The sequence below is a fragment of the Kangiella sp. M94 genome, from assembly GCF_054926195.1.
On sequence record NZ_CM142903.1, the window covers coordinates 2,488,131 to 2,512,171 of the forward strand.

The window sequence follows — 24,041 nt, forward strand, 5'->3', positions numbered from 1 at the left end:
ATGACTCACAACTTTGATCGCTAGCGGTTCACATTTTGCAATGGTTTTACAGGTTTTGCTTATATAAATTTAGTGTGCTTCATCCCAATTATCACCAACACCCACATCTGCAATCAGTGGCACTGATAGATCAGCAACACTTTCCATTAGCTTTGGAATTTCTTTTTGCGCCAATTCAAGTTGGTCTTCCTCAACTTCAAAGACCAGCTCATCATGCACCTGCATGATCATCTTGATGCCTTTAACGTCCCTGAGCCATTTATCGACTTCCAGCATCGCCAACTTGATGATATCGGCTGCACTACCTTGCATTGGTGCATTAATCGCAGTTCGCTCGGCAGCTTTGCGGCGCATTCCATTTTTAGAATGAATTTCAGGTAAATATAAACGACGGCCGTATAGCGTTTCCACATAACCTAAATCAGCCGCCTTTTCTTTCGTAGAATCCATATAACTTTCAACGCCTGGATAACGAGCAAAATAGGTATTGATGTAATCTTGCGCAGTATTACGATCGGTATCGATTTGTTTGGCCAGACCAAAAGCGGACATGCCATAAATCAATCCAAAGTTAATCGCTTTAGCATTACGACGTTGATTTGATGTCACTTCATCCAGTGCCACATCAAATACTTCAGCTGCTGTTGCAGAATGCACATCCAGGCCTTCTTCAAACGCTTTGAGTAAACCTTTGTCTTGTGACAGGTGAGCCATAATTCGCAATTCAATTTGTGAGTAATCCGCTGCTAAAATTTTGCTGCCTTTTGGTGCAATAAATGCGGTGCGAATACTACGACCGGCTTCTGATTTAATTGGGATATTCTGTAAGTTAGGATCAGTTGATGATAGCCGACCAGTGGCTGCAATGGCTTGATGATAAGAAGTATGTACGCGGCCTGTTTTGTCGCTAATCATCTTTGGTAACTTATCGGTATAAGTCGACTTCAGTTTACTTAAACCACGATGTTCAAGAATTAATTTTGGCAAAGGATAATCTAGCGCTAACTCCTGTAAAACCTCTTCTGCAGTAGACGGTTGACCCTTTGGAGTTTTTTTCAAAATAGGCAGGCCAAGCTCTTCGTAGAAAATAGCTTGTAGTTGTTTGGGGGAACCTAAATTAAACTCTTTACCAGCAATATCATAAGCTTCTTTTTCTAACTCTTTTAAACGCTTTTCAAATAAGTGGCTCTTTTCCAGCAGTAACTTGCCATCAACCAAAACCCCATTACGCTCTATTTTCGAGAGAATCGTCAATAGTGGAATTTCAATTTGCTGGAAAACCTGTGTTGGTCCTTCATTTTGTTTAAGCTCTGGCCATAATTTTTGATGCAGACGCATAGTGATATCTGCATCTTCTGCAGCATAAGGCGCGGCTTTTTCCACTTCGATCTGATCAAACGTTAGCTGGTTTTTTCCCTTGCCTGCGATTTCTTCAAACTTAATGTTAACGTGATTTAAATGATGCAACGCCAGAGTATCCATGTCATGGCGACTGGCCACACTATTTAGACAATATGATTCCAGCATGGTATCAAACTCAACGCCTCCGAGTTTAATATCATAATTAGCCAAAACGCTCATATCATACTTCAGGTTCTGACCAACTTTCTTGTACTCTTCAGATTCTAAAAGTGGTTTTAACTGCTTTAACACTTCATCTCGGTCAAGCTGTTCTGGCGCGCCCATATAAGAGTGGGCAACTGGTAAATAAGCCGCTTCCCCATTATCCAGCGCGAATGACATACCCACTAATTCTGCTTCAATATAATTTAAGCTGGTCGTTTCAGTATCAAAGGCAAACAACTCAGCTTCTTTTAATTTTTTTATCCACTTATCAAGATCTTTCTGCTCAAGAATAGTTTCATATTTAGAACGGTCAACAAGCGCTATACTAGGTCCCTCTTCTGAATCGCCATCTGATGATTCGCCTGCTCCACCTTCACCAAGCTCCTTTAACACCTCAGTTAGCCAACGGCGAAACTCCATATCACTGTATATTTTTTTCAGCTCTTTTAAATCAGGCTGACCAATGTTTAATTCCTCAGGCTTAAATTCGAGGTCACAATCCAACTTAATGGTCGCTAACTCATAGGACAATGGCAACCTATCTGCCGCTTCACGCAGGTTCTCGCCAATCTTGCCACCAATCTCATCGGCATGATCAATCACCCCTTGTAAACTGCCGTACTGTTCTAACCATTTCACAGCAGTTTTTGGGCCGCATTTATCAACGCCCGGGATATTGTCTACTTTGTCACCAACCAATGCTAAGTAATCAATAATTTGTTCAGGCTTGACCCCAAACTTCTCAACCACTCGCTCCCTGTCCGTAATCGGATTGGTTTTATCCATGGTGTTAATCAATATCACATGCTCGCTGACCAACTGCGCCATATCCTTGTCGCCGGTCGAAATCAGAGTTTCACGGCCTTCTTTACAGGCCTGCTTGGCCAGAGTACCAATCACATCATCGGCTTCGACACCATCAATTACTAACAGAGGTAAGCCCATCGCTTTGACGATTTCATGAATCGGTTCAATTTGCTGGCGAAGATCCTCAGGCATCGGTGGGCGATTCGCTTTGTATTCCGGGTAAAGATCATTACGGAAGGTTTTACCCTTAGCATCAAAGATCACCGCCATATGCTCAGGCTCGTACTCTTTGATCAGGCTTTTCAGCATATTGATGACACCAAATACCGCACCGGTCATCATGCCGCTGGAATTTGTCATGCGCTGTAATTGAGGCACGTGATACGCGCGGAATAAATAGGAAGAACCGTCAACGAGAATAAATGGGGGCTTTTTGTCTGACATGTCAGTAGCGTTACTTGTGATTGAATGAGGCTAGTGTAGCAAATTTCGTGAGCTACTCGCAGTCACTTTCATGTCCACAACACCACAAACCATAAAAAGAAGGCCGCGAATGCGGCCTCAGGTCTTACTTTGCTTTATTTGCAGATTATTTACTTTCTGGGATCTTAGCTACCAAGCGTAATGAGGTGCTCAGTTCTTCCAGTTGTAACCACGGCTTCAACCAGGCTTTCGCATGATAGACACCCGGACTGCCTGGTACCTCTTCAACCTCGACTCGAGCTTCGGCCAATGGATATTTAGCGCGAGACTCCTGGCCTGCTGCTTCATCGGCATTGACGTAATTTAGGATCCAGCGATTTAACCAGGATTCGCAATCTTCCGGTTCCATGAAAGAGCCAATCTTGTCGCGTGCCAACACTTTAAGATAGTGAGCAAAACGAGACGTAGCCATGATATACGGCAAACGAGAGGAAATATCAGCATTAGCGGTTGCATCAGGACTGTCATAGCGCTTTGGACGCTGCGTGGTGTTTGAGCCAAAGAATACTGCATAGTCAGTGTTTTTATAATGACATAAAGGCAAGAAGCCTAATTTACTTAATTCAGCTTCACGACGATCAGTAATGCCCACTTCAGTTGGACACTGCATATCCATATCGCCATCATCACTGAGGAAATTGTGCATTGGCAATGAAGTCACTTTACCGCCACCTTCAGCACCACGAATAGCAGTACACCAGCCGTGCTCGGTAAAGGCCTGAGTTAATTTACTGCCCAGTACATAAGAGGCATTCATCCAGCAATAATCTTTATTATCAACACTATTGGCAACTTTAGTGTTGCTGTCGACTGGCAGTTCTTCAAAAGCAAACTCTTCGATTGGGCGGGTTTGCTCACCGTATGGCAAACGAGCCAACACACGAGGAGCCGTCAATGTCACAAAGCGAGAATCTTCCGAGTCTCTGAAACCACGCCAACGAGCGTATTCTAATGAATCAAAGATTTTCTCTAAATCACGCGGCTTTGATAATTCAGTCCAATCATTGAATCCAAACAATTCTGGAGATGATGCTGAAATGAAGGGGGCAAAAGCTCCGGCTGCAACATTCGACGTTAGCTCCAATGTCTCTATATCTTCTGGATGATTAGTAAATTCATAGTCACCAATTAAAGCACCGAAAGGTTCGCCACCAGCTGTACCAAATTCACTCTCGTAAATTTTCTTAAAAAGCTGACTTTGATCGAACTCTACCGCTTTACTTAAGTCCTTGAACAGTTCGCGCTTCGGCAAATTGATCACTTTCAGTTTCATGGAAACTGAAGTATCAGTGTTTTGCACCAGATACTGCAAACCACGCCATGAACCTTCCAGCTTCTGGAAACGCTCATTGTGCATAATCTTTGATAGTTGAGCCGATAGTGCTTCATCAATTTTGTCGATAGCTTCTTTGAAAGTAACAGTCAGGTTTTTATTCCAGGTCACAGTACCTTTCATCGCCTCAGAGGTTAACGCTCTCAACAACTCTTCTGCCCGACTCGCTTCCGTTTGCTTAGTCGCAGCAATCGCCTGGCTTAAAATATCCGGGCTTTGCTCAACGAGTTGTTCCTTAGCGGCAACTTTTTCCATTTCTGTCATTGCTCATCTCCTGTCTTTTCATCGATTTGGCCAAGAGCCTCTGCCAGCGCATTTAAGTCATCGCTATTCTGCAAGACCTTTTCCATTAACCCTTCCAGCTCTTCGGAACGGTCAATCTTAGTCATCAAATCACGTAACTTATTACGCGTATCCATTAACTTCTTGAGTGGCTCCACTTGTTCAACGATAGCTGCCGGTTCAAAGTCTTCCATCGAATCAAATTTCAAGTTGACGGCCATTTCCGAGCCATCATCCTCTAAAGTATTGTCGACTTTAATATTGAGGCCGGGTGCCATGTTACGCATCACTTCATTGATATTGTCTTTGTCAATTTGAATAAATCGACGATCTTTTAATGGTTTCACCGGTTTTGTTGAGTCGGCACTAAAATCACCCATAACACCAACTACAAAAGGCAACTCTTTTTCCAATACGGCACCATCGGTTTCCACATCATAAGTAATGTGAACTCGTGGCTTACGCACTTTTTTCAAACGATCATGTATACTCGCCATATGTTTCTCCTTTAGCTTTTGAGGGTTCAGATTTATTGGTTACTACCCGCATCGATCCCTGTTAGTTTAAAATACTGCTCACGCGCACCTTCTTCTGGAATCAACTGCTGCAATAATTCTGGTAGCGACAAATCGCTCCAACGAATGCTCTGCTCCAGCAAATACGAAATAGGGGAATGAGGTTCGGTTTCTCTAAAATATTGTGCGACTTGTCTCAATGTATTAACCGCTTGTTCGCGACGATTGATAGTCTGTACTTCCACACTTAGGCTGTCAGTAGCACTATTTTCATCATCTTGACTGACTGATTCTTCTAGTGACGCTAATTTGTCCTTTGCCAAGTACTCAACCGCTTCAATACACTCTTTCAAAGCATTTCTGATATTAGACGTTGGTTGGGGTAATGATTCGCACACTCGATCAAATTCATGGGTAAAAGTTTGGTAGGTTGCTAAAGCAGATTGCACGTCATTAAGAAGAGCTTTATAAAAACTTGGTTCTGTCAGCAGAACCGATTTCTTAATACTCTCTAATGGTATTGCGCCATTCTCAATTCGGCTTTGCTTTTTCTCTGCGTCTAGCCGTTCCAGTTGTACGGCCTGTTCATACTGCCAAACACAAACCGGCAAATACTCATCATTATCGGTAATTACTGCCGATTTAATCGGGGTAATCAGTGTTCCGGCACCATCAAAACCATTCAGCCCGGACAAGGGAGCTACTCTTGTTTCGATACCATCCTCATCGATTGCAGGATAAATTCCTTGCTCCCAATAGTTGTTGATTAATTCACTCGCTAACTGATAACCAAAACTTAACCCTTTGATGCCATCAATTCTGGTCAAAGCTTCAATTAACCAGGCAACTACTTCGAGATCTTTTGTCTCCTGCTCTAATGCCTGCAAACCCAGTTCTTTCAACTGAAACCAGTTTTCATCAATGGTCCCTGTATCCTCGACATCGGCCAGCGCTAATCGCTCAGCCTTTCTTGCTGAATTTCGAGCATCTCTTAATTTGTAATATATTGATTCAACACTGGTGTCTTCTCGTAAGTCTCGCCCACAAGGATTGTCTTCACTAATCGGTTCGATATAGTTTTCAATATCCATTTAATGAATTCTCCTCTGATTTGTGAGTATTCCAGGCAGGGATTGTCTGGTCGTTGCCGACACTGCCTTCAACGCGCACTGCGATTGCAGTAATATTATCTTGTGCGCCCCTGACCAGTGCTGAGTGAATGAGTGCTCTATTAATTTCGTCGACATCGCCCGAACTAAAAAAAGGTGATATTTCCTGATCCGTTAATTCTTTATTTAATCCATCACTACACAGCATAAAAATATCGCCATGCTTTAACTCACCATCGATTCTTTCAAGATTGAGTGTTTGCGATGCCCCAATGGCTCGAGTGATGACATTAGCCAGTGGATGATCTTCAACTTCATCTTCTGTTAATAAGCCTGAGTCAAGCAGGTCATTAACCTGGCTATGATCACGGGTTAATTGCTCGAGCTGTCGATTTCTAAAGCGATACACACGACTATCGCCAGCCCATAAAATGGTGTAGTTATTTTCGTACAAAATCAGAACCACAACCGTGGTTCCCATGACGGCCTGTTTATCAAACTTCTGGAATGCCAATTGTCTTAGCTTTTGATTAGTGATGCTCAGCACTTCAATAACCCGCTCGATAAACTCTTCGTTATTTCCAGTACGCCTGACCGCTGACAGTTCATCAACCACCATGCCACTGGCCACATCACCCGCGCTATGACCACCCATACCATCAGCAACAACCCACAATCCTATTTCAGGTTTTTCGATCTGATTATCTTCATTGACTTCTCTTACCGCGCCCACATGAGTAGCAGCCGAGGATAACCAGCGATATTCGATGGTTGTTTTATCTTGTTCTGCATTAATCACAACATACTTCCATTGTTATTTTTTCATCGTCACATTTTTCTACTTCTTCAACAGCATTCACTGAAAGCCATCCTGAACCGCTCCAATCACCGTCAAGAGTTGCATGAATTCCAGCTATCGGCGGAAACCCATGGCACAAAAGTACAGTCGGGCCCATATGCTCAGAGCCCTTTGTCCACCAGAGACTGGACAGATTTCCGCTGATCTCAGACTCATGTCTGTATAGGTTGGGCACCTGATTTTCTGTCGGCATAGAGCCACTCTGGTCTAGCAACAAACTGGTTACTGTTCCTGTAACTTGCTGATTGCCTTTAGTGAAGACTGCTCGTAACTGGCTGAGTGGAATCTGTCCTTGTAGCTGACTTGTTAAGCGACTTTCTGTCTCGGCATTTTCATTCAACTGATCCAGTGCTTGTACAAACTGCTCTTGTTCAACACCCTTATCTAAAGTACTTAGCATTATCGTTTCGACTTCTTCCAACAAGCTGACATTCAAGCCACCATCCTGGTTGATAGTTTGTAAAACGATTAACGGATAATAACGCCCGACTTTATCCATGCTCGGCATCATGGTGCCGACGATCACCTGTTCTGAGTCAGGCTCATCTATCACAAAATTCCAGACCGGACTTGTCAGAAAATACTCAAGCCATTGTTGCTGAAACCTTTCTTTGGTTTCGGCCAGCCCAGCTTCCAACCATTGAGTAAAGATCTGCTCAATTGCACACGGCACGTGGCGACTGATGAAGTCACCACAATTGCGTATTTTTCCAAAGCAACCCAGTCGCATAGCAGTCATATCCATCACAAGTCCGTTGGGCAGTTAAACCCTTCCAGATCTGAACCAAAAAATGGATTGTTAACGCTGTGAGCCTGCAGCTCAAAAGTGGCATCAAATGGCGCCTGTTTGAACTCCACCAGGAACTTGTCATAAGCCAATGTCTTTTTTAACTTGGCCTTATCCAGCAATCTAAAAAGACTCCAGAAACCGGTTGTTCTGACCGTTTCAGTCTGACCACCGTCAGTTGGAGTAAAAGATATTGACGTGGCTACTTGTGGTTTTGGTCCAGGCCAGCGGGTGGGATATGAACGTAGTGGCCCATGTCGATAGGATAAAATCTGCCCTTCAATATCCATTAATACCTGACCGGCATTAACACTCAGGCTTGATGGTTTTAAGGTGAAGTTAACAGATATGTCAGATCCATTTCGAACGAAGAAGCTTTCTCTGATCGACTTTGCTTTCTCCAGTTGTCTTAAGGTGTAGTTGCTGATGCCAATATCTTTCAGTAGTCGCCAGCGACCTCGAGAGGTATCAACAAATACACTTAAGTGCTGATCAAAGAAACGGTCAATAGTACCGCCATAAGCAAAGAAGCTTCTGAAGTCATCCAGAGTGATATCTTGTCGGCTTCTTTTGTTTACCGGGTATCTGCCTTCAATAGCTCGACGACACTCAGTGAGTACCTGTGTTCTCCATAGATTATTCAGATAGGAATAGGTGCCGGTGTTAGTCAGCGTTTTTCCGCTATTTTCAACTTTGCCTAACCACTCACTCATCGGTTGTGGCGTGACGCTGGCTTCCTTCTCGAGCTCGCTGATAATGCTGGCCGCCTGCGGACTGCTAGTCACTTCATAAGTCTTTTCTTCGGCATTATTAGCATTACTAATCGACTCCAGGAAGATCTGCATATTCTTGAGTGCGCCAAGACTCTGTTTCAAGGCACTTGCACTGCCGGGGTCGCCGACGTAATGAATAATCTCACCAAATGCATCATTCACCACCTGTTCTGGTACCGCATCAATATCAGCACTATCAGGAATGAGTCTTTCATAACGATTGATATTATTATTTACCCGAGAAGATGCTGCTGTATCAACCACATCTTTTGCTGCATCGAGATCCACCCCCTCACCTTTAGGTCTTGCCAGCATCACATTGTCACGAATGGCTGAATACAAGCGTTCTATCGGTGCATTGACTCCAGTCAGCTCCTGCAGCATCAAGGCTCCTTCTTCTGGTGTAGAAAACTCTCTAACAGCTACATCACTAATTAATTCTTTCCAATAAAAGATATAGTCACTGAAGTATTTATTGCGAACCTGTTCCTGAATGTCGAGTATGGAAAGCTTATCCAGGCTTTCAGTTTCATCAGAGGGAAGAACCCATGAGTCTTTTGACAGAATCTCACTGATTTTTTTGCTTTCTCTTTTGAATACTCCATGATAACCAGCCTGGGTATAGAGCCCGGGGATTCCCTCACGTAAAGACTTACCACTTTTTCGGTAGAAGTAGCCCTCGACTTTTTGTGATAGATAGTCACTTGGCTTGAACTCTGGCATAGCCGTCAAATAATTATCTAACAGGCTGTTATAAACGCGCTCAACCAAAGATACCTTGCTTAGTTTATTCTGCGCATATTCAATTAACTTGTCATCTTGCTGGGGCAGAGCCATTTGCTGATCAAGGAAATAGCTCAAGTGGGATTTCAGATCAGTTCTTAGCTCTTCGTTAATCTCGCCTGGAAAGTCTCGACGCCATAAATGTTCAAATAAGGAAGCAATGTCTTTATCTTCTTTGTGCTGCGGCATGTAAAACATCAAATATATTCGTAATAATTCATACAAATAGTCATGATGATTTTTTGCCTGCAGCATTTCTTTTTCTAAGGTCCCCTTTAGATATGGACCATAATAGTTCACTAATCCTTTGCTGTAGACTTCACGGGTGACACCACCAAACTTGTCTCCTTGATACAAGCCAAAGCCTTCGCTTAACGCATTCTTGTTTGCCAGTATCTGACTGGAGAACTTCTTTAGGACATTCAGGCCACCGTTTAACTCTAAAAGATTGGACTGCTCAGTTATTCCGCCATTACTGGCCTCGGTATATTCGGATACTAGCGAAGAAGTGCTATTGATAATCTGCTTATTATTAGCGTAGCTATGTGACCAGAGATAACTCAAAGTGACAAAGCAGAAACCGGCAACTGCATAACTAACGCGATGAATCAGGCGCTGTCTTTTCTGGTAGCTAATATTAACGCCGACCAGTTTGTCTTCTTTAAATATGACGTCTTTCAACAGCCGCTTAATGAAATAACCTTTGCCTTCTAACTGGCTTGCAGCACTGCGCTCTCGTTGGAAACCAAAGCTATTGGATATTTCACGACCGATCCGATTTATAGGTGTGCCTTCCTGCGTGGCACTGGTGATATAAACACCTCTCAACAAGATAGGTTCTTCATATCGGTTCTGACTAAATACCACCTGAATGAAGTCATCAATATTCTTTTGAGCAAGACGTAACTCTCGTGGGAAGCTGTAAATAAGTGCTCGTCTTTGCTCACTTTTTTCGGACTGCAACTTCTTTGCCAGCTTTCGCTCAATACTTTGTATCAGCTCGACAAAATATTTATTAAACTTCGCTACTGCATGATGATGGCTAAAGTCCTCATCCACTTCAAAGGTTAAACCAAACACTTCTTCTCTTTCATCACGGGAAATGTCATCAAACAGTTCATTGAAACCAGCTAGTAAATCACCTTTACTCAGCATTAGGTAAACCGGGATATTTACTCCCAGCTGCATTTTCAATTCTTGAATTCTTTTGCGAATAGTGCCAGCCAGCTCATTGATTTCGGACTGGGTTTGTTGCAATAAATCGGCAATACTAATCGTGACAATTGCCCCGTTGACGGGGCGCATTGGTCGTGACTTTTTTAACAGTTCCAGAAAGCCTAGCCACGCTCTTGAGTCAACCTCTCTATAACTATCCTGAGTGGTATAACGCCCGGCCGTATCAAGTAGTACAGCATCATCGGTAAACCACCAATCGCAGTTTCTGGTACCACCAACCCCTTTAATAGGGCTCGCCCCAAATTCATCTGCCAGCGGTAGGTTTACGCCCGAGTTGACGATGCTGGTAGTTTTACCGGCACCGGGAGGACCAATTAAGACATACCAGGGTAACTGATAGAGGTTTTTTCCTTTAAAGTCACTTTTCTTTAGATATTGCAGCGCATCGGACATGCGTTGTTCCAGCACCGCAATTTCATCATCCGATGATTGCTCAATCTCAAGCTGGTCTTGCTCTTCTTTTGAAATATGCTCAATCAGCTTTTTGTTTTTACTGCTCGCCTGTTGTAGTTTCCAAAACTTAAAAGCCAACCATATACAGGTAATAATCAGTATTAAACTGATTCTGGCGCTTACACTGGCTAATATTTCATAACCGCCAATACTAATCAGCGGCCCACCGAACCATACCAAAGCGACAATAGCGAACACCACTAATACCGTTATGGTGATTTTGTGTGTTATTACCTTACCTATTTTTCTTATAATCCCTGACATACTAACGCCCACTCACTTCCACTGTTTGTTGATCTTTAAAGTTGTCCTTAACCCACAACAGAATTTCTACTCGTCTGTTTAATGCTCGATTAGTATCAGTGTCATTGGCCACTCTTGGCTCGGCAGCACCGCGTCCTTCTGCTGTCACTCTTCCCGCTAGGTTTTGATTCTGATTTAAAATCCTGACCACCGAGTTAGCTCTGGCTAAAGAAAGCTCCCAATTGGAATGATATTTTGCTGTAAATATTTTCTGGTCATCGCTATGGCCCACCACTTGAATGTGACCAGGCGTGGTGGTCGCAATCTGTCCAATTTTTTCGATCAGTGCAATACTGTTTTCATTTAGCTGAGCACTCGCTGAGGAGTACATTTGATTGCTGGTAATAATGATTGCAACATGATCGATATCCTCAACCACCTGCAATAAGCCTCGCTCGATTTCTGTACTTAATAATTGACGCAAGTTTTTCGCATAGTTAATCACTGACTCGCTACTTGCTTGATTAGCCCTATTTTCCGGCACTAAAGAAGCGATGCTATTATAGACAGGTTCTGCTTTTTGACTGAGCTGATAACTAAAGGAAAGATATAACCCAAGCAGCATAGTTACGGTTAAGATACCCACCGCCCACAAGGGAATTGCTCGTTGCTTTTCGATGAGGTCGGTCACATTGCTGCGCCAACGGGGCGACAGATCTTTTTCTTGTTCAGGTTGCAGTTTTTTTAGTACAGCATAGAGTTGCTCCTTTTCAACTTCTAACCGTTCAAAGCCATTATCTTCTACTCGGTATTTACCTTTAAAGCCCAGCTGTAGGCATAAATACATCAGCTCTAACAGATACTTATTATTGAGCGCTACCTTGACTCTTTCATGGATAATTTTGAAAAACTGTTCACCACCCCAGGTTTGCTTATAAAAAACACTTAATAAGCTTTTTGTACTCCAGATACTGTTCGCACCCCAGGGTGAATTAAGAACAATCTCATCTATCAGCGAACAAATGGCATACCTTGCTTCAGCAATCGTCTCTGAACTGATATCGTCCTGTCTCAGTTGTTGTTCAAACTCTTTGATATGACTCATACACTGCTTGTGCAGCATGTTTATATTATTAATTTGTGTTGCCTGCTTTAACTCAATAGCAAGACTCAATAAAGTTGTAGCAGCATCGATGATCGGATTTACCCCAATCTTAAACGCGCTTAACGGTATCTTCTGACTTCTGTTTAAATCAGGTTCCAGCGTTTGCTCATTAGCATCCACCGGCCGTTGTATTCCTCCCGGCCTTGGCACCAGCACTGTTCTATCCATATCCCTCATATCATCACTCTCGTTTTTTATTCCTATACATTACTCAGGACAGTTCATTTTTGATTGCCCATAACTCCACATTTAGTCCAGGGAAGTCACCAGAAATATGAAACGCAATACTTCTTGAGTTACTATTCTCAGTCCACAATGGAGAACGGCTATCAATTGCAAAATAGCTGTAATCTTTTTTAACCGGTACTTCTCTTGGTGCTACCGACATTTCCGATAGGTTTATTCCCGGTAGCTGTGCATTAACCAATTGTCGGATATTGCTCAGGCTGCCAATTTTTATTTGTCTGGGTAATTGCTCTTTTAATTCTCTTGTTGCTATTTCAGCTTTAGCAGCAATCACAAAACTGGCTTGTTTAAACAGTTCTACCTGATCGATATGAGCAACTCTTACGCCATACCCCTTATCTTCCAGTGCTATTTCATGAGCACTTTCGTCTAACACGTGACTTAAGTATTGCTTAATGGTCGTCTCGACCTGGTTAAAACATTCGTCAATCATGTTTTGCGAGTAAGCCATCTGTTTTTGCGGCTTACGCGTCGCCCCATAGAAGGTTGCCAATTCCGCTTCCAGACTCACCAAAGACAAATACAATTCATAAGGAATGGTGAATTCCTGCTCCAGTAACTGCTGTAACTCGGCTAAATACTTATTTAGTAATTGCAAAATAAGATAGTTATGAATACTGCTCGCTGTCGAGTTATCAACACCCATGACTTTTGCGGCTAATTTTTCCCTACGGTGATCAAGCAGACTTAGCAAATTATTCATTCGGCTGTTAAGCACATCGCTCGCATGTACATCTAGCACAATCGGCACAAAGGTCTCATCAAGCTTAATGCTGCCATCCTGCTTTTTCTCTTTTATTCTTGCGATTGGTAGACACTCATAACCATCCTGACCTTTACCCTCGACAATCAGTCGATAGCTTTCCTCAGCTACTTCAATAGCAGTCTCACTCTCTTCGCCTTCATTGATACTGCTAATTTTCTTGAGCTCTTTTCTGTATCGCTTACTAGAGTCGGTACCAATCTCTCGAGCTACCAATTTCTTATTGTCGACATTTTCTGCAATGGCCAGCATGATTCTCTTATCATTGATGTCGTTCACTTCCGATAGGTCTAATAGCGACGGCAACAGGTTTCTCTCAGGAATCGCAAAATAGGTACCATCTTTCAACAAACCTTCGGCTTCCTTTAAACCAAGCTTCCCCTGTAACAGCTGCTCTTTGTTGAGTGTCAGTTTCTTTAATCCAAAGCCATGCCTGGACAAAGATTTTGCCACTCTCTTTAACTGATACTCATTGTATTGGTCTTGTTGCTGAAAGTGCTCAGGGGTTAAAAATAAGCCTTGTGACCAAACCACCTTGTTGCTCATCGAATGTCCTTATTGCTTAATGATTGTTTTACCTTCTATGGCTATTGTTAGCTCATCAGATTGTTCAAGGTCGTGCATCACCTTCCATTGGCTATTATCAATATCTTTAAATGCAGCCACTATCATCAGATGTTTTGTTGATACATCGGTTAATACCGTTTGTACTATTGCTTGGCCAGGATTGACCTGAAATTCTTTCATGCTTGAAACAGCTGCTTTAAACTCGGGGCCGGTCTGATCATAGACACTGAAAAAGTCCATACCGTCTGTTGCTACCGCTTTCTTTAACTCATACAGGCGGATAACAATTGGTGAGGAACGACCAAGCTCATCTGGGTTCACTTGCTCAGCTACGTTGATACGCAACTCGACTTCTTCCCCTTCACCACTTTTTAATAAACCACAGCCGGTTAGCACAACCGCCACCGCAAAAGTCAAGACTAGTTTTTGTATTCCATTTATTACTTGCATATTTTGTCTCTACCTCACACCCAATGCTGTTAGCTGCGCTTCATACGCTTCTGCAAACTCTTCGGAAAAACGCTTACCCGAACCTTTGCCCAACTCTTCGTTGACTCTCTTATACTGTTCTTTGTATCGATCCCAGTGTTTTGCTTTTTTGGCTACAGGTATCCACTTCTCCAAACTTTTATTTTTATCTTCTTCCACATCAAAATTTTCTGGGCTTAACTGATCAAGCACAGCATTCACCGCACCTTCGGTACCGGCCATCAATGCCAGCTCATGACTGCTCATGTCTTTAAAGCATTCCTGTATTGCCTGATCCCAACTTAAAAAACCCGGAATGCGTCGAGCAAACAGGTTCCTAATCGCTTCATCGACATTGATGGAGAATTTCAAAGGATTATTTTCCTGAGTTCGAATCGTGGTTTGCATCACCCTGAACTCACTTTTCATGCTGGCGCGGGCGCGTAAAATATCCAGCATACCTTGCAATGACAGCCTTAAAGCTGCACCCAATCGATGATAAAACTCAGGCTCATTACTCAGCTGGATTTCTTCTGCAGTTAAACCAAGTCCTTTCAGCAGAGCCGCCATACAAACTTGTGCATTGTCTGCGCTTACGGCGATTGTGGCTTGATTAGTCGTCACATCGTGTTGAGTCACAGGTTCGGTTGGCATCGGTGGTACGTTTTGTGGTTCAGCTTTTGGTTCGAGCTGTGGTTGCGGTTGCGCAGACTGCCCACTCTGAAAACCTCCCTGAATACTCTGCTCCCACTCTTCAGGTATTGGCTGACTTTGAGCTACCGCTCTAGTTTCGGCAGGTCCATCCTTCGGTACAGGAGCGGGAGTATGGTTCTGCTTTGGAGCTGGCGCGCGGTAACTTTCATTCAGTGGATTCGGACTTGCTTTTAATTCATGCGCCCTCGGTTCATAACCTGCTTGCTGACTAGTTGCCAGCTCATGGTATGCAGGCATTGCTGCATTGTGAGGAGATGCTTCAATGTCGGGAGAGGCTTGATAGTGGCTGTGATCCTGGGCCTGTACGCCACCGGAGTGTTCAAAATCCATTGCTTCATGGTTTCTGACTTCAACCTCGACTTCATACTCACCGATTTGCAGATAATCTCCATCCTGCAATAAGCGAGACTGACCTTTACCAACCGGTTCTACGGAGCGATTGATAAATAAACCATTGGTTGAATAATCGGTGACTGAATAGCTGCCGGCTTCAAAACTAATGACAGCATGCGTACTCGATACAATTTTTTCTGGGTCGGGTAGCACCCAGTCTGAATCTGCCGAGCGCCCAATTACACCACCCACACGATCAAAGGTCTTAGTGGCGACCTGATCCGGAGCTAAACGGTGAAAGCTGGTGATTCGAAGTGTTAATTGCTTCATCTTCTATGACCTTTGTTCTTATCCCTTTTCGACTTAACCTCTAAAACGGCAAAATTTTTTGCGCCATTCGATTGTTAGTCCAACAAATATGCAAATACTTTTATAACAATATGTTATATAACTTTATGACCCTTCAATGACCGCCTTTCGTTTCCATCCTGATAGCTGCTTGCGCATACAAAAGTCGGTAAATCTCTTAGAGAATAAAAAATTAGGCGCCGATGATAGATGATTTAATCAGCAATTTAAACTCATTTTGGAATATTTGATAAATACTTCTCAGATATATTAAAGAATTGAATATTGCTTGAGAATCGGTTAGATTAGCGCGCTTGATAAAGATTGGATCAGAGTTTTAATCAAATGGAACACTCACCGGAAGACAATAAAAACGAGCATAATCAAGAAGATAACAGTCCTTCTAAGCCATTAGAGGGCAATGATTCTCATGAAGCAGAATCACAAGCGATTGATAACGACAAAACCGTAGTTCAAGATTTTTCTGCTGCCCCTTTTTCTGCCCACACTCTTTCTACCAGGAATAAATCAACACCCACTACTGATCAGGTCAAATTGGGTGATTTGCTCAGCGATCGCTACCGCTTAGTCGAACTCATCGGCACCGGCGGTATGAGTCATGTCTACAAGGCGATTGATTCTTTTGCGGAAAAAGCAGGCGATAACGAGCCCTTTGTTGCGATTAAGATCTTAACTTCCGAGTTTGCCAGTCACCCCGATGCAGTGACCATCATGCAGCGCGAAGCCAAGAAAACCCGTCTGCTGGCCCATCCAAACATTGTCCAGATCCTTGATTTCGTTTTAGAAGGCAGCTTGTGCTATATCGTGATGGAGTACTTACAGGGCGAAACTCTCGATCAAATCATTAAGCGCAGCAAACCCAATGGGCTACCGAAAAGTGGCGTGCTCAATATATTAAAACAGATGAGCTCCGCACTTGAATTTGCCCATCAACAAGGGATTTTGCACAGCGATCTTAAACCGAGCAATATTTTCATTACTCAACAACAGCGCGTTAAGATTTTTGATTTCGGTGTGTCCCGAGGCTTAAAGCAGAAGGTCGATGATTACGCGGTGCAACTTCATTCCGACGAACCAGAATATGAAGTCGGCGGCTATACACCCGCCTATGCCAGTCTTAATATGCTCAACCAGCAACCCCATGACGTTAAAGATGACATTTATGGATTGGCCTGCATTACTTACGAAATGTTAAGCAGCAAGCACCCGTATGCACGTAAACCAGCCAATAAAGCGTTTGCTGAAAAATTAAAGCCACAAAAAATTCAAAAGCTCTCTTTCATAAACTGGAAGGGGCTCGAAAAAGGACTGCAACTTGAACACGCTCAACGCACCGAATCAGTCAGTCAGTTTCAACAGGGTCTAACTCGTAGCATTCTTAAGCCGGTAGCGATTGCTGCCTCTGCACTGGTCGCTTCTGTTTTAGCAATCAATCTATGGCAAAGCTCCAACCAAACAATTGACCAGGCTCAGTCTGAACTTTCACTTTATCAACAACAGGAAGCCCAATATCAGCAACTGCTGACGCTTGCCCAGAACGATATGTCAGCTTCGCTTGAGCAACTTCAGGAATTGCCCAACGTTTATCGAACCTCCGTGCTAAACCTGCTGAATGATGATATTTACCAGCATTTTTATCAACAATCCGAGCAGTTTCTAAAGCCGACAGAGTCTGGCTATGCTGATTACCCAAAAGCTTTAGCAGTTATCGCACAAGCAGAAAACTATTTACTCGATTCACACAAATTGAGTAGCTTTAAACAGCAGGTTCTCGATTCACAGCAACAGCTGGTTTCGACTTTGGAAAAAAAGTTTAATCAATTGTTGGAACAACAGGATTATTCAAAACGCGAGTCGGGCGATGATGTTTATTCCCTACAGCAAACCTTGCTTTCTATTGCTCCAGAACAGACGCCAAAAATTTCGCAGCAGGCGCAACAACTGTTCCTGGACGGCATCCAGCAAGCGCTAGCCGAGCATGATGTTGCTGAGCTTAACCGCTACCAACAAGTAGGCGATGCCATCTTTGCTGCCAATAACGACTATCAGTCGCTAAAGCAACAAAGTGAAACTTTCCTGTTGGCAGCTAAGCAAATCGATGACTATCGCAAGCAATTATCCACTAATCCCGATACATCTTTTCCAACTAAGGCAGCCAGTGTTTTTTATCAGAAGCCGATTAATGAATTAAAAATTAAGATTAATGCTGCCTCCAATACCCGCGAGTTAGAGAAGGTTGATGAGGAGGTTTTTACGCTGGTTTCAACCTTGCCACGCAATTTCGGTTTATCGCTTGATTTACAAAATGAGCTGGCCAATGCCTATCTCAAACGTGCTGACGAACTGAATGCAAGTCGTAGCTATCGAGCCGCAGCAAAAGCGCTCAGTCGTGGTCGAGAAATTTTAAATGAGATGAATCAGAATAATACAGAACAAAGCTGACAACTAGATAACATCACCCAATATGGTAGGTGCGCCTTTTCGACATTGAGAAGGCTTTCTTTTCATCGTAATAGGCGGCTTCATTGATGAAGCTGATGGTGCAATCATCACCTTCATAATATTCGTCTTCACCATTAAACAAATGAAATATCGGTTCGCCTGACTTTAATGTTTGGAAGTCTCTATCCTGAATATTTTTATGCACCATGCCGCAGATATTACCTAGTGGATCAGTGGGTAAATGCATGACCCCGAAATATTCATAGATATCGATAGATTCAGAAGGTTGCGGTAACTTGTGCTGGTTATAGTGCTCGATAAATTCAACGATCAGCTGCACCGCCTGTTCAGTTCTTTCGAAGACCTCATGTTTGAGCTGGGCTTGCGGAACAGGACCTACTTCAACCAGCACATGGCGATCTGCAACGGTCATTAAAAAGTGATGGTCAGCTTGTTGTTCCAGCGTAACGGTCACTTCATCCATCCGTTGTTGTACGTAATCGACCAGCATTAGATGAAAGGTGTCGGTTTTAGTCAGCACCAGGTTAACGCCCATTGGCGCAGTTGAGGTATGCAGGTCAACAATCATATCTACGCGAGAGTCACCTTTCGGCCCAAGCTGATCGTTGAGCTCTTTGGCACGAGCGTTTTCATAGCCGGCCAAAAGTGGGTCCTTTAAATCCGATAATTTAAAGCTACGATTAAGATCGCGATCCAGGTAACGACGGTTTTTCTTGAAAGCTTCAGGGTTAGCTAGCAGGTATTCAACGTCAAAGGTTTTAGGCTGAAGAAGATGTGGATACTCATGGTATTTTTCGAGTAAATAAATCCCTGTGTACTCATTGCCGTGCGTGCCGCCGACTATGGCTACCTTATTAACTATCTCCCTTTCCATGAGCCTCTCCTCATATTTTTTTTGCGCCATTCCCACGGTTCCATACGCTTATTTTCGGGCAATGACCACAGACCTTTTTCCTGCTCTCTAGCAATATCTTCCAACTCTTTTAACTTTCTACTCTTGCTGTATCGCCAACGCCAGGCCATACCTTCAGTTACCATGATTTCATTAACGGACTCACCATCAACGATTAAATCGACTAATAACCGCCCATACTTATCTCGCTTATCACCAATTAATTCTACAGGCTTTCCCATGACCAAACTTTGCAGATATACACGCGATTTTTTGGCAAAAGGTTGCTCACGTTCAGGGGCATCAATATCTTTTAGTCGAACGGTAAAACCATTACCCTGTTCGCAACAAATAATCATACTATCGCCATCTTGTACGAACTTAACTCGATATTCTGCACCAACTGACTCGCAGCCAGTCAACAAAAATATCAATATCAGGCACAGCAATCGCCTTATCATGTCACACCCCCAACTTTATCATCAATGCGCTTAATTAGCTCAACAGCCAAACTCCTAACTTACATAATTGCCTATTAACTCAAGGACTTACCTAACTTTGCTTTTGTTTTTGGTTTTGGCAAAGTCGCAATCGACGAAATCAACAAGCCTGTTACTAACGATATACCTATAATAATCATATTAAAAGCGGTATCCAAGCCGCCAATAATGTCGTGGTCCAACAATGCAGTCAGGCTTTTAAAACCGACACTGCCCGGGACCAGAATAATGAATCCGGGCATTAAACAGGTTGCCGTCGGCACTTGCTTAATGCGGTAAGCCAGATTTGCGAAGAGCCCTACTGATAAAGCCCCGATGAATGCACCGCTTGCAGGATTCATCAACTTCACCCCCCAACGCGACACAAAATAAGCAATGCAAACTGCCGCCACTATCCACAGGAAGCTCTTCCATCGCATTTGAAACAGCACCACAAATGAAAAGGAAGTGGCTGCAATGGCAATCCAGATGGTCCAGGTGGGTAATAGGATCAAGGGTGTCATGACTTCAGAAGGAAATAGAAAGTTGCCCAGCTGGCTACCAATCGCCACCCCAAACGTCATCTGAATAAAAATCACCGCTGAACCAAGCAGACGTGCTGTCCCAGAGACCAGGTTTTGAGTTGCCAATTCTGCCATGGCAATAGTCAGCATCATACCGGGTACTAAAATAATGATTCCAGCAACAATCGGAATATAAGTGGAGCCAAGTCCCAACCATTTATTGAAGCCTACCGAGATCACAGACGCCATAAAGGCAGCTAACGCTGGCATTAAGTTAGCAACCGTTTCCGAGCGCGTACCACCAATATTGACCAGCAAGCCTACCGACAAACCAATCACTGCTCCGGTAATGACTTCCAATAAGCCACCATTAAAAATCCTGGCAATGGAGGCTGAAACCAGCATAAAGCAGATTATGGTCCAGTAACGATTGTGTACCGGTTTTGACTTTGTGATGTCATTGAGCTGGATAGCACCTTCTTCAGTGGTCATTTCGTCATTGATCACTGCGTAGGCCACATCCATAGTGCGACTCAACTTATCCACATCCACTTCACCCGAATTTGAGCGAATCACGTAGGTTTGTGGCTTATCTTCTTCCAGCATGAAGGTCATGGTAATACTGGTCGGTACCGCAATACACTGCAGACCATAGCCAAGCTGTTCAGCCACATTGGTCAACAAGCGCTCTAATTCATAGCTGGGCACGCCATAGGTATGCAACGCTTTGACCAGACGTAGCATAAAGCCCACAGGCTCATGGCGATTGGGAAAATGAGGTACCTTATCGAGCCTGCGCTCGGAAATAGAGTCAGGAATTTGCTCGGTTGCCTTTTCACTCATATTTGTCACTCATTGATGCTGGGTTCTCCCTCTACAATCATCCTTGAGGTTAGACCGGAACATGGATTCTTCGCCTCATGCTACCTGTTTTTGATCACTATTTGTAACATTAATCCGCTAATATCGGATTGCCTATGAGTTATAAGGTCTATAGTATATAGGGCCTCTGTAAGAGGAGTCGAAATACATGAGCAAATCCATTAAACACATACTACTGATTGTCGCTTTGCTAGGCATGGCGCTGGTAGGTGTTGCTCATGCTAAAGCTCCCGATCATGAGACCAGCGATTGTGCGATCTGTCTCTATCAAACGTTTAAAGATAGTCACAGCAGTTCTGCGCAACTCGTGGTGCCGTCTCCTAGCCTGATTGCGGAGCATACTCTAGCTTGGCCAACACCTGTAACTCATTCCCGTCCACAAACGGGCTACCGCGGCCGCGCCCCACCAGTTTCAGCTTAATTTCTCAATTTTTTCGATTTATTTATTTGTGTATTAACCGAATAGACGCAGGTCTGTTCGCATGAGGAATTTTAAGTATGAAATTATCTGCTATCGCTTTAATGTTATCCGTAGCTTTAAGCCAACAGGCCCAAGCTGCCGAGAGCTCCGCTCTTTCTGGCGTCCTTCAAGATAGTGAAGGGAAGCCGCTGGCTAATGTTGAGATCTTTATCTCTTCACAAAATCAATCGGTGACTACCGATGAAAATGGTCGTTTTGAATTTACCGACCTCGAAACAGGTCGCTATGTCCTTGATATCAAAGGCGGCAAACAGGGCCATATCAACAAAGCTGTACAACATACCGGTGAAAGCCTGACCGTTACTGTTGATTATTCCGATACCCAAACTCTGGTCATTACCGGCAACCCACTGGAACACACGATTCTTGAAATGGCTGCTCCAGCAGTAATTATCAGTGGTGAAGAATTAACTCAAAAACGCGGCACCAATATCGGTGAAACTCTGGCGGAAGTGCCAGGTGTCAATCTTTCCAGCTTTGGTGCTGGCGCTGGCCGTCCGGTCATCCGCGGGCAACAGGGCAACCGCGTCACTGTTCTAAGTAACAACAGCGCGACTCAAGATGCTTCCAACGCCAGTCCTGATCATTGGATTGCGGCAGAGCCACTGCTTGCCAAACGCGTTGAAATTCTAAAAGGACCAGCAACACTTCTTTATGGTGGCGGTGCAGTCGGCGGCGCAGTCAACGTAGTGGATAACCGTATCCCAACCGAGCTACCGGACGGCATTGAAGGCGGCGTAGAAGTTCGCCTTGGCGACTCTGCTACCGGCGAACGTAGCACCGTAGGCACTTTTTCAACTGCCAAAGGTGGCCTTGCTTTTAACATTGATGCATTTAAATCAGAAACGGATGAAGTGGAAATTCCAGGCTTTGCCGAATCTCATTATTTACGTGAACTTGAAGAAGCCGAAGGCGAAGCAGGGCATGACGAAGAAGCCTCTGGTATTCTTGAAAACAGTGATACCGATAGCGAAGGCGGCAGTGTGGGATTTTCCTATATTTCTGATGCTGGTTACTGGGGTATGTCTTACTCTGATTATGAACGAAACTATGGCTTACCTGGTCATGCTGAGCATCATGATGAATCTGTTATCGTAGAGCCTGAACCAGCTGAGGAAGCAGTGCGTCTGGATCTTCGGCAAAAACGCTGGGACATGAAGGGTCGCTGGAATGACCCCTTCGATGGCTTCAGAAGTTTAAGTCTGCAATTCGCCAGTACCGATTATAAACACCAGGAAATTGAAGGTGTTGAAATCGGCACCACCTTCTTAAATGATGCACAAGAAACTCGATTAGAGCTTGTTCATGATGCCTGGAGTGGCTGGCAGGGCGCTTTTGGTCTGCAATACTCCGACAGCGACTTTGTGACGCTTGGCGATGAAGCTTATATTCCCGCCTCCAATACCGAGAAACTTGGCCTTTTCTGGCTGGAAGAGTATGAAGTAGGCCAATGGCACACGGAACTGGGCGCTCGTTATGACAAGCAGACGATTACCACCGACATGTTCGGGCAACGTGATGATAATGCCTTCAGCTTTGCTTTTGGTTCATTGCTGCATATTGATGAAGATTGGACCTTACCCATTAATATCACTCGCGCACAACGTTTCGCTGCGGTAGAAGAGCTGTATTCCAATGCAGGGAATGATGAAGCCAATTATGTACCACATCTGGCAACCGCCAGTATAGAAGTGGGCAATCCTGATTTAGGTAAAGAAACCGCTAATAATATTGATATTGGTATTCGTTACAATTCTGATATTACTAGCGCATCGGTTTCGGTATTCCATAACCGTATTGATGACTATATCTTCCTTGCTCACCAAGAACACGAGCCAGCTCCGGGCGAAGTGCACGAACACGAAGAGCTACCTGTCTTTGTTTACAGTCAGGCCGATGCCACTTTTGAGGGTGCCGAAGCTGAAATAAACTGGACCTTCGCCAGCGATGGTTTAGCGGTTATCCGTACTGGCCTATTTGGCGACTACACCATTGCAAAGTTGGATGATGGATCTTACTTACCACGTATTCCAGCTAAGCGCCTGGGCGGTTCTATAGGCCTGGATTACGACATGTTCACCAGCAACCTGACCGCGATTAAAGTTTTTGATCAAGATCGTTTGGCAGAGGACGAGCTACCAACTGATGGCTATACCTTGATTAATCTGGATGTTGGTTATAACGTTTTCTATGACGACTCAGAGTTGTTCCTGTTCTTGCGCGGCCAAAATCTGGCCAATGAAGAAATCCGTGATCACTCTTCTTTCCTGAAAGACAGAGCCCCACGCGCCGGACGCTCACTGACCGCCGGGTTCCGCTGGACTTTTTAATATCATCCCTTTAATTTCAATCATCGGCAAGTAATGGGCTTTCCCATTACTTGCTCTCCCTTTTAAGCTACTTCTGAAGCTGGCTATCCCCCTTTAAATTACCTATACTCTTTTTGCACTGGTTATATTTTAACCA

At 43.9% G+C, this 24,041-nt stretch carries 17 protein-coding genes; 3 read left to right on the forward strand and 14 right to left on the reverse strand.

Annotated elements, in window-relative coordinates:
- Window positions 1-69: 69 nt before the first annotated feature.
- From polA to tagH, 11 genes are all read right to left on the reverse strand, one after another.
- Window positions 70-2,817, reverse strand: a complete 2,748-nt coding sequence (gene polA / locus ACYTXU_RS11515) for a DNA polymerase I (RefSeq protein ID WP_462206927.1) — start codon at window positions 2,815-2,817, stop codon at window positions 70-72.
- A gap of 145 nt (window positions 2,818-2,962) precedes the next feature.
- Window positions 2,963-4,453, reverse strand: coding sequence for a type VI secretion system contractile sheath large subunit (gene tssC, locus ACYTXU_RS11520; RefSeq protein ID WP_462206928.1), 1,491 nt, complete (start codon window positions 4,451-4,453; stop codon window positions 2,963-2,965).
- Window positions 4,450-4,968, reverse strand: coding sequence for a type VI secretion system contractile sheath small subunit (gene tssB / locus ACYTXU_RS11525; RefSeq protein WP_462206929.1), 519 nt, complete (start codon window positions 4,966-4,968; stop codon window positions 4,450-4,452). Before tssB ends, tssC begins: the two co-directional genes overlap by 4 nt.
- 32 nt (window positions 4,969-5,000) lie before the next feature.
- Window positions 5,001-6,077 (reverse strand): type VI secretion system protein TssA, encoded by a 1,077-nt coding sequence (tssA, locus tag ACYTXU_RS11530; RefSeq protein WP_462206930.1) that lies wholly within the window; start codon window positions 6,075-6,077, stop codon window positions 5,001-5,003.
- Entirely contained in the window at window positions 6,067-6,894 is an 828-nt protein-coding gene (locus ACYTXU_RS11535) for a PP2C family protein-serine/threonine phosphatase (protein WP_462206931.1), read from the reverse strand. Before ACYTXU_RS11535 ends, tssA begins: the two co-directional genes overlap by 11 nt.
- Window positions 6,887-7,699, reverse strand: a complete 813-nt coding sequence (gene tagF / locus ACYTXU_RS11540) for a type VI secretion system-associated protein TagF (protein WP_462206932.1) — start codon at window positions 7,697-7,699, stop codon at window positions 6,887-6,889. The genes ACYTXU_RS11535 and tagF overlap by 8 nt, the downstream gene beginning before the upstream one ends.
- Window positions 7,699-11,250: a type VI secretion system membrane subunit TssM gene (tssM, locus tag ACYTXU_RS11545; protein ID WP_462206933.1), complete on the reverse strand. Its 3,552-nt coding sequence runs from the start codon at window positions 11,248-11,250 to the stop codon at window positions 7,699-7,701. Before tssM ends, tagF begins: the two co-directional genes overlap by 1 nt.
- Before the next feature lies 1 nt (window position 11,251).
- On the reverse strand, window positions 11,252-12,562 hold the full coding sequence (gene icmH, locus ACYTXU_RS11550; RefSeq protein ID WP_462206934.1) for a type IVB secretion system protein IcmH/DotU: 1,311 nt from the start codon (window positions 12,560-12,562) through the stop codon (window positions 11,252-11,254).
- A 43-nt stretch (window positions 12,563-12,605) separates the two neighbouring features.
- Window positions 12,606-13,949, reverse strand: coding sequence for a type VI secretion system baseplate subunit TssK (gene tssK / locus ACYTXU_RS11555; protein WP_462206935.1), 1,344 nt, complete (start codon window positions 13,947-13,949; stop codon window positions 12,606-12,608).
- A 9-nt stretch (window positions 13,950-13,958) separates the two neighbouring features.
- A complete protein-coding gene (tssJ, locus tag ACYTXU_RS11560) occupies window positions 13,959-14,420 on the reverse strand; it encodes a type VI secretion system lipoprotein TssJ (protein ID WP_462206936.1) in 462 nt (153 codons plus the stop codon).
- 9 nt (window positions 14,421-14,429) lie between these two features.
- Window positions 14,430-15,815: a type VI secretion system-associated FHA domain protein TagH gene (gene tagH, locus ACYTXU_RS11565; RefSeq protein WP_462206937.1), complete on the reverse strand. Its 1,386-nt coding sequence runs from the start codon at window positions 15,813-15,815 to the stop codon at window positions 14,430-14,432.
- A gap of 363 nt (window positions 15,816-16,178) precedes the next feature.
- Here tagH and ACYTXU_RS11570 point away from each other — a divergent pair, with 363 nt between their 5' ends.
- Window positions 16,179-18,296, forward strand: a complete 2,118-nt coding sequence (locus ACYTXU_RS11570; protein WP_462206938.1) for a serine/threonine-protein kinase — start codon at window positions 16,179-16,181, stop codon at window positions 18,294-18,296.
- Between the two features lie 13 nt (window positions 18,297-18,309).
- Here ACYTXU_RS11570 and ACYTXU_RS11575 read toward each other — a convergent pair whose 3' ends face one another.
- The 3 genes from ACYTXU_RS11575 to ACYTXU_RS11585 form a co-directional block, all read right to left on the reverse strand.
- Entirely contained in the window at window positions 18,310-19,191 is an 882-nt protein-coding gene (locus tag ACYTXU_RS11575) for an aspartoacylase (RefSeq protein WP_462206939.1), read from the reverse strand.
- On the reverse strand, window positions 19,176-19,670 hold the full coding sequence (locus tag ACYTXU_RS11580; protein WP_462206940.1) for a thermonuclease family protein: 495 nt from the start codon (window positions 19,668-19,670) through the stop codon (window positions 19,176-19,178). The genes ACYTXU_RS11575 and ACYTXU_RS11580 overlap by 16 nt, the downstream gene beginning before the upstream one ends.
- 74 nt (window positions 19,671-19,744) lie before the next feature.
- Window positions 19,745-21,055: a threonine/serine exporter family protein gene (locus ACYTXU_RS11585; RefSeq protein WP_462206941.1), complete on the reverse strand. Its 1,311-nt coding sequence runs from the start codon at window positions 21,053-21,055 to the stop codon at window positions 19,745-19,747.
- A gap of 187 nt (window positions 21,056-21,242) precedes the next feature.
- Here ACYTXU_RS11585 and ACYTXU_RS11590 point away from each other — a divergent pair, with 187 nt between their 5' ends.
- Window positions 21,243-21,515, forward strand: a complete 273-nt coding sequence (locus ACYTXU_RS11590; RefSeq protein ID WP_462206942.1) for a hypothetical protein — start codon at window positions 21,243-21,245, stop codon at window positions 21,513-21,515.
- 77 nt (window positions 21,516-21,592) lie between these two features.
- Complete coding sequence (locus ACYTXU_RS11595) at window positions 21,593-23,905, forward strand: TonB-dependent receptor (RefSeq protein WP_462206943.1); 2,313 nt, start codon at window positions 21,593-21,595, stop codon at window positions 23,903-23,905.
- Window positions 23,906-24,041: the final 136 nt, after the last annotated feature.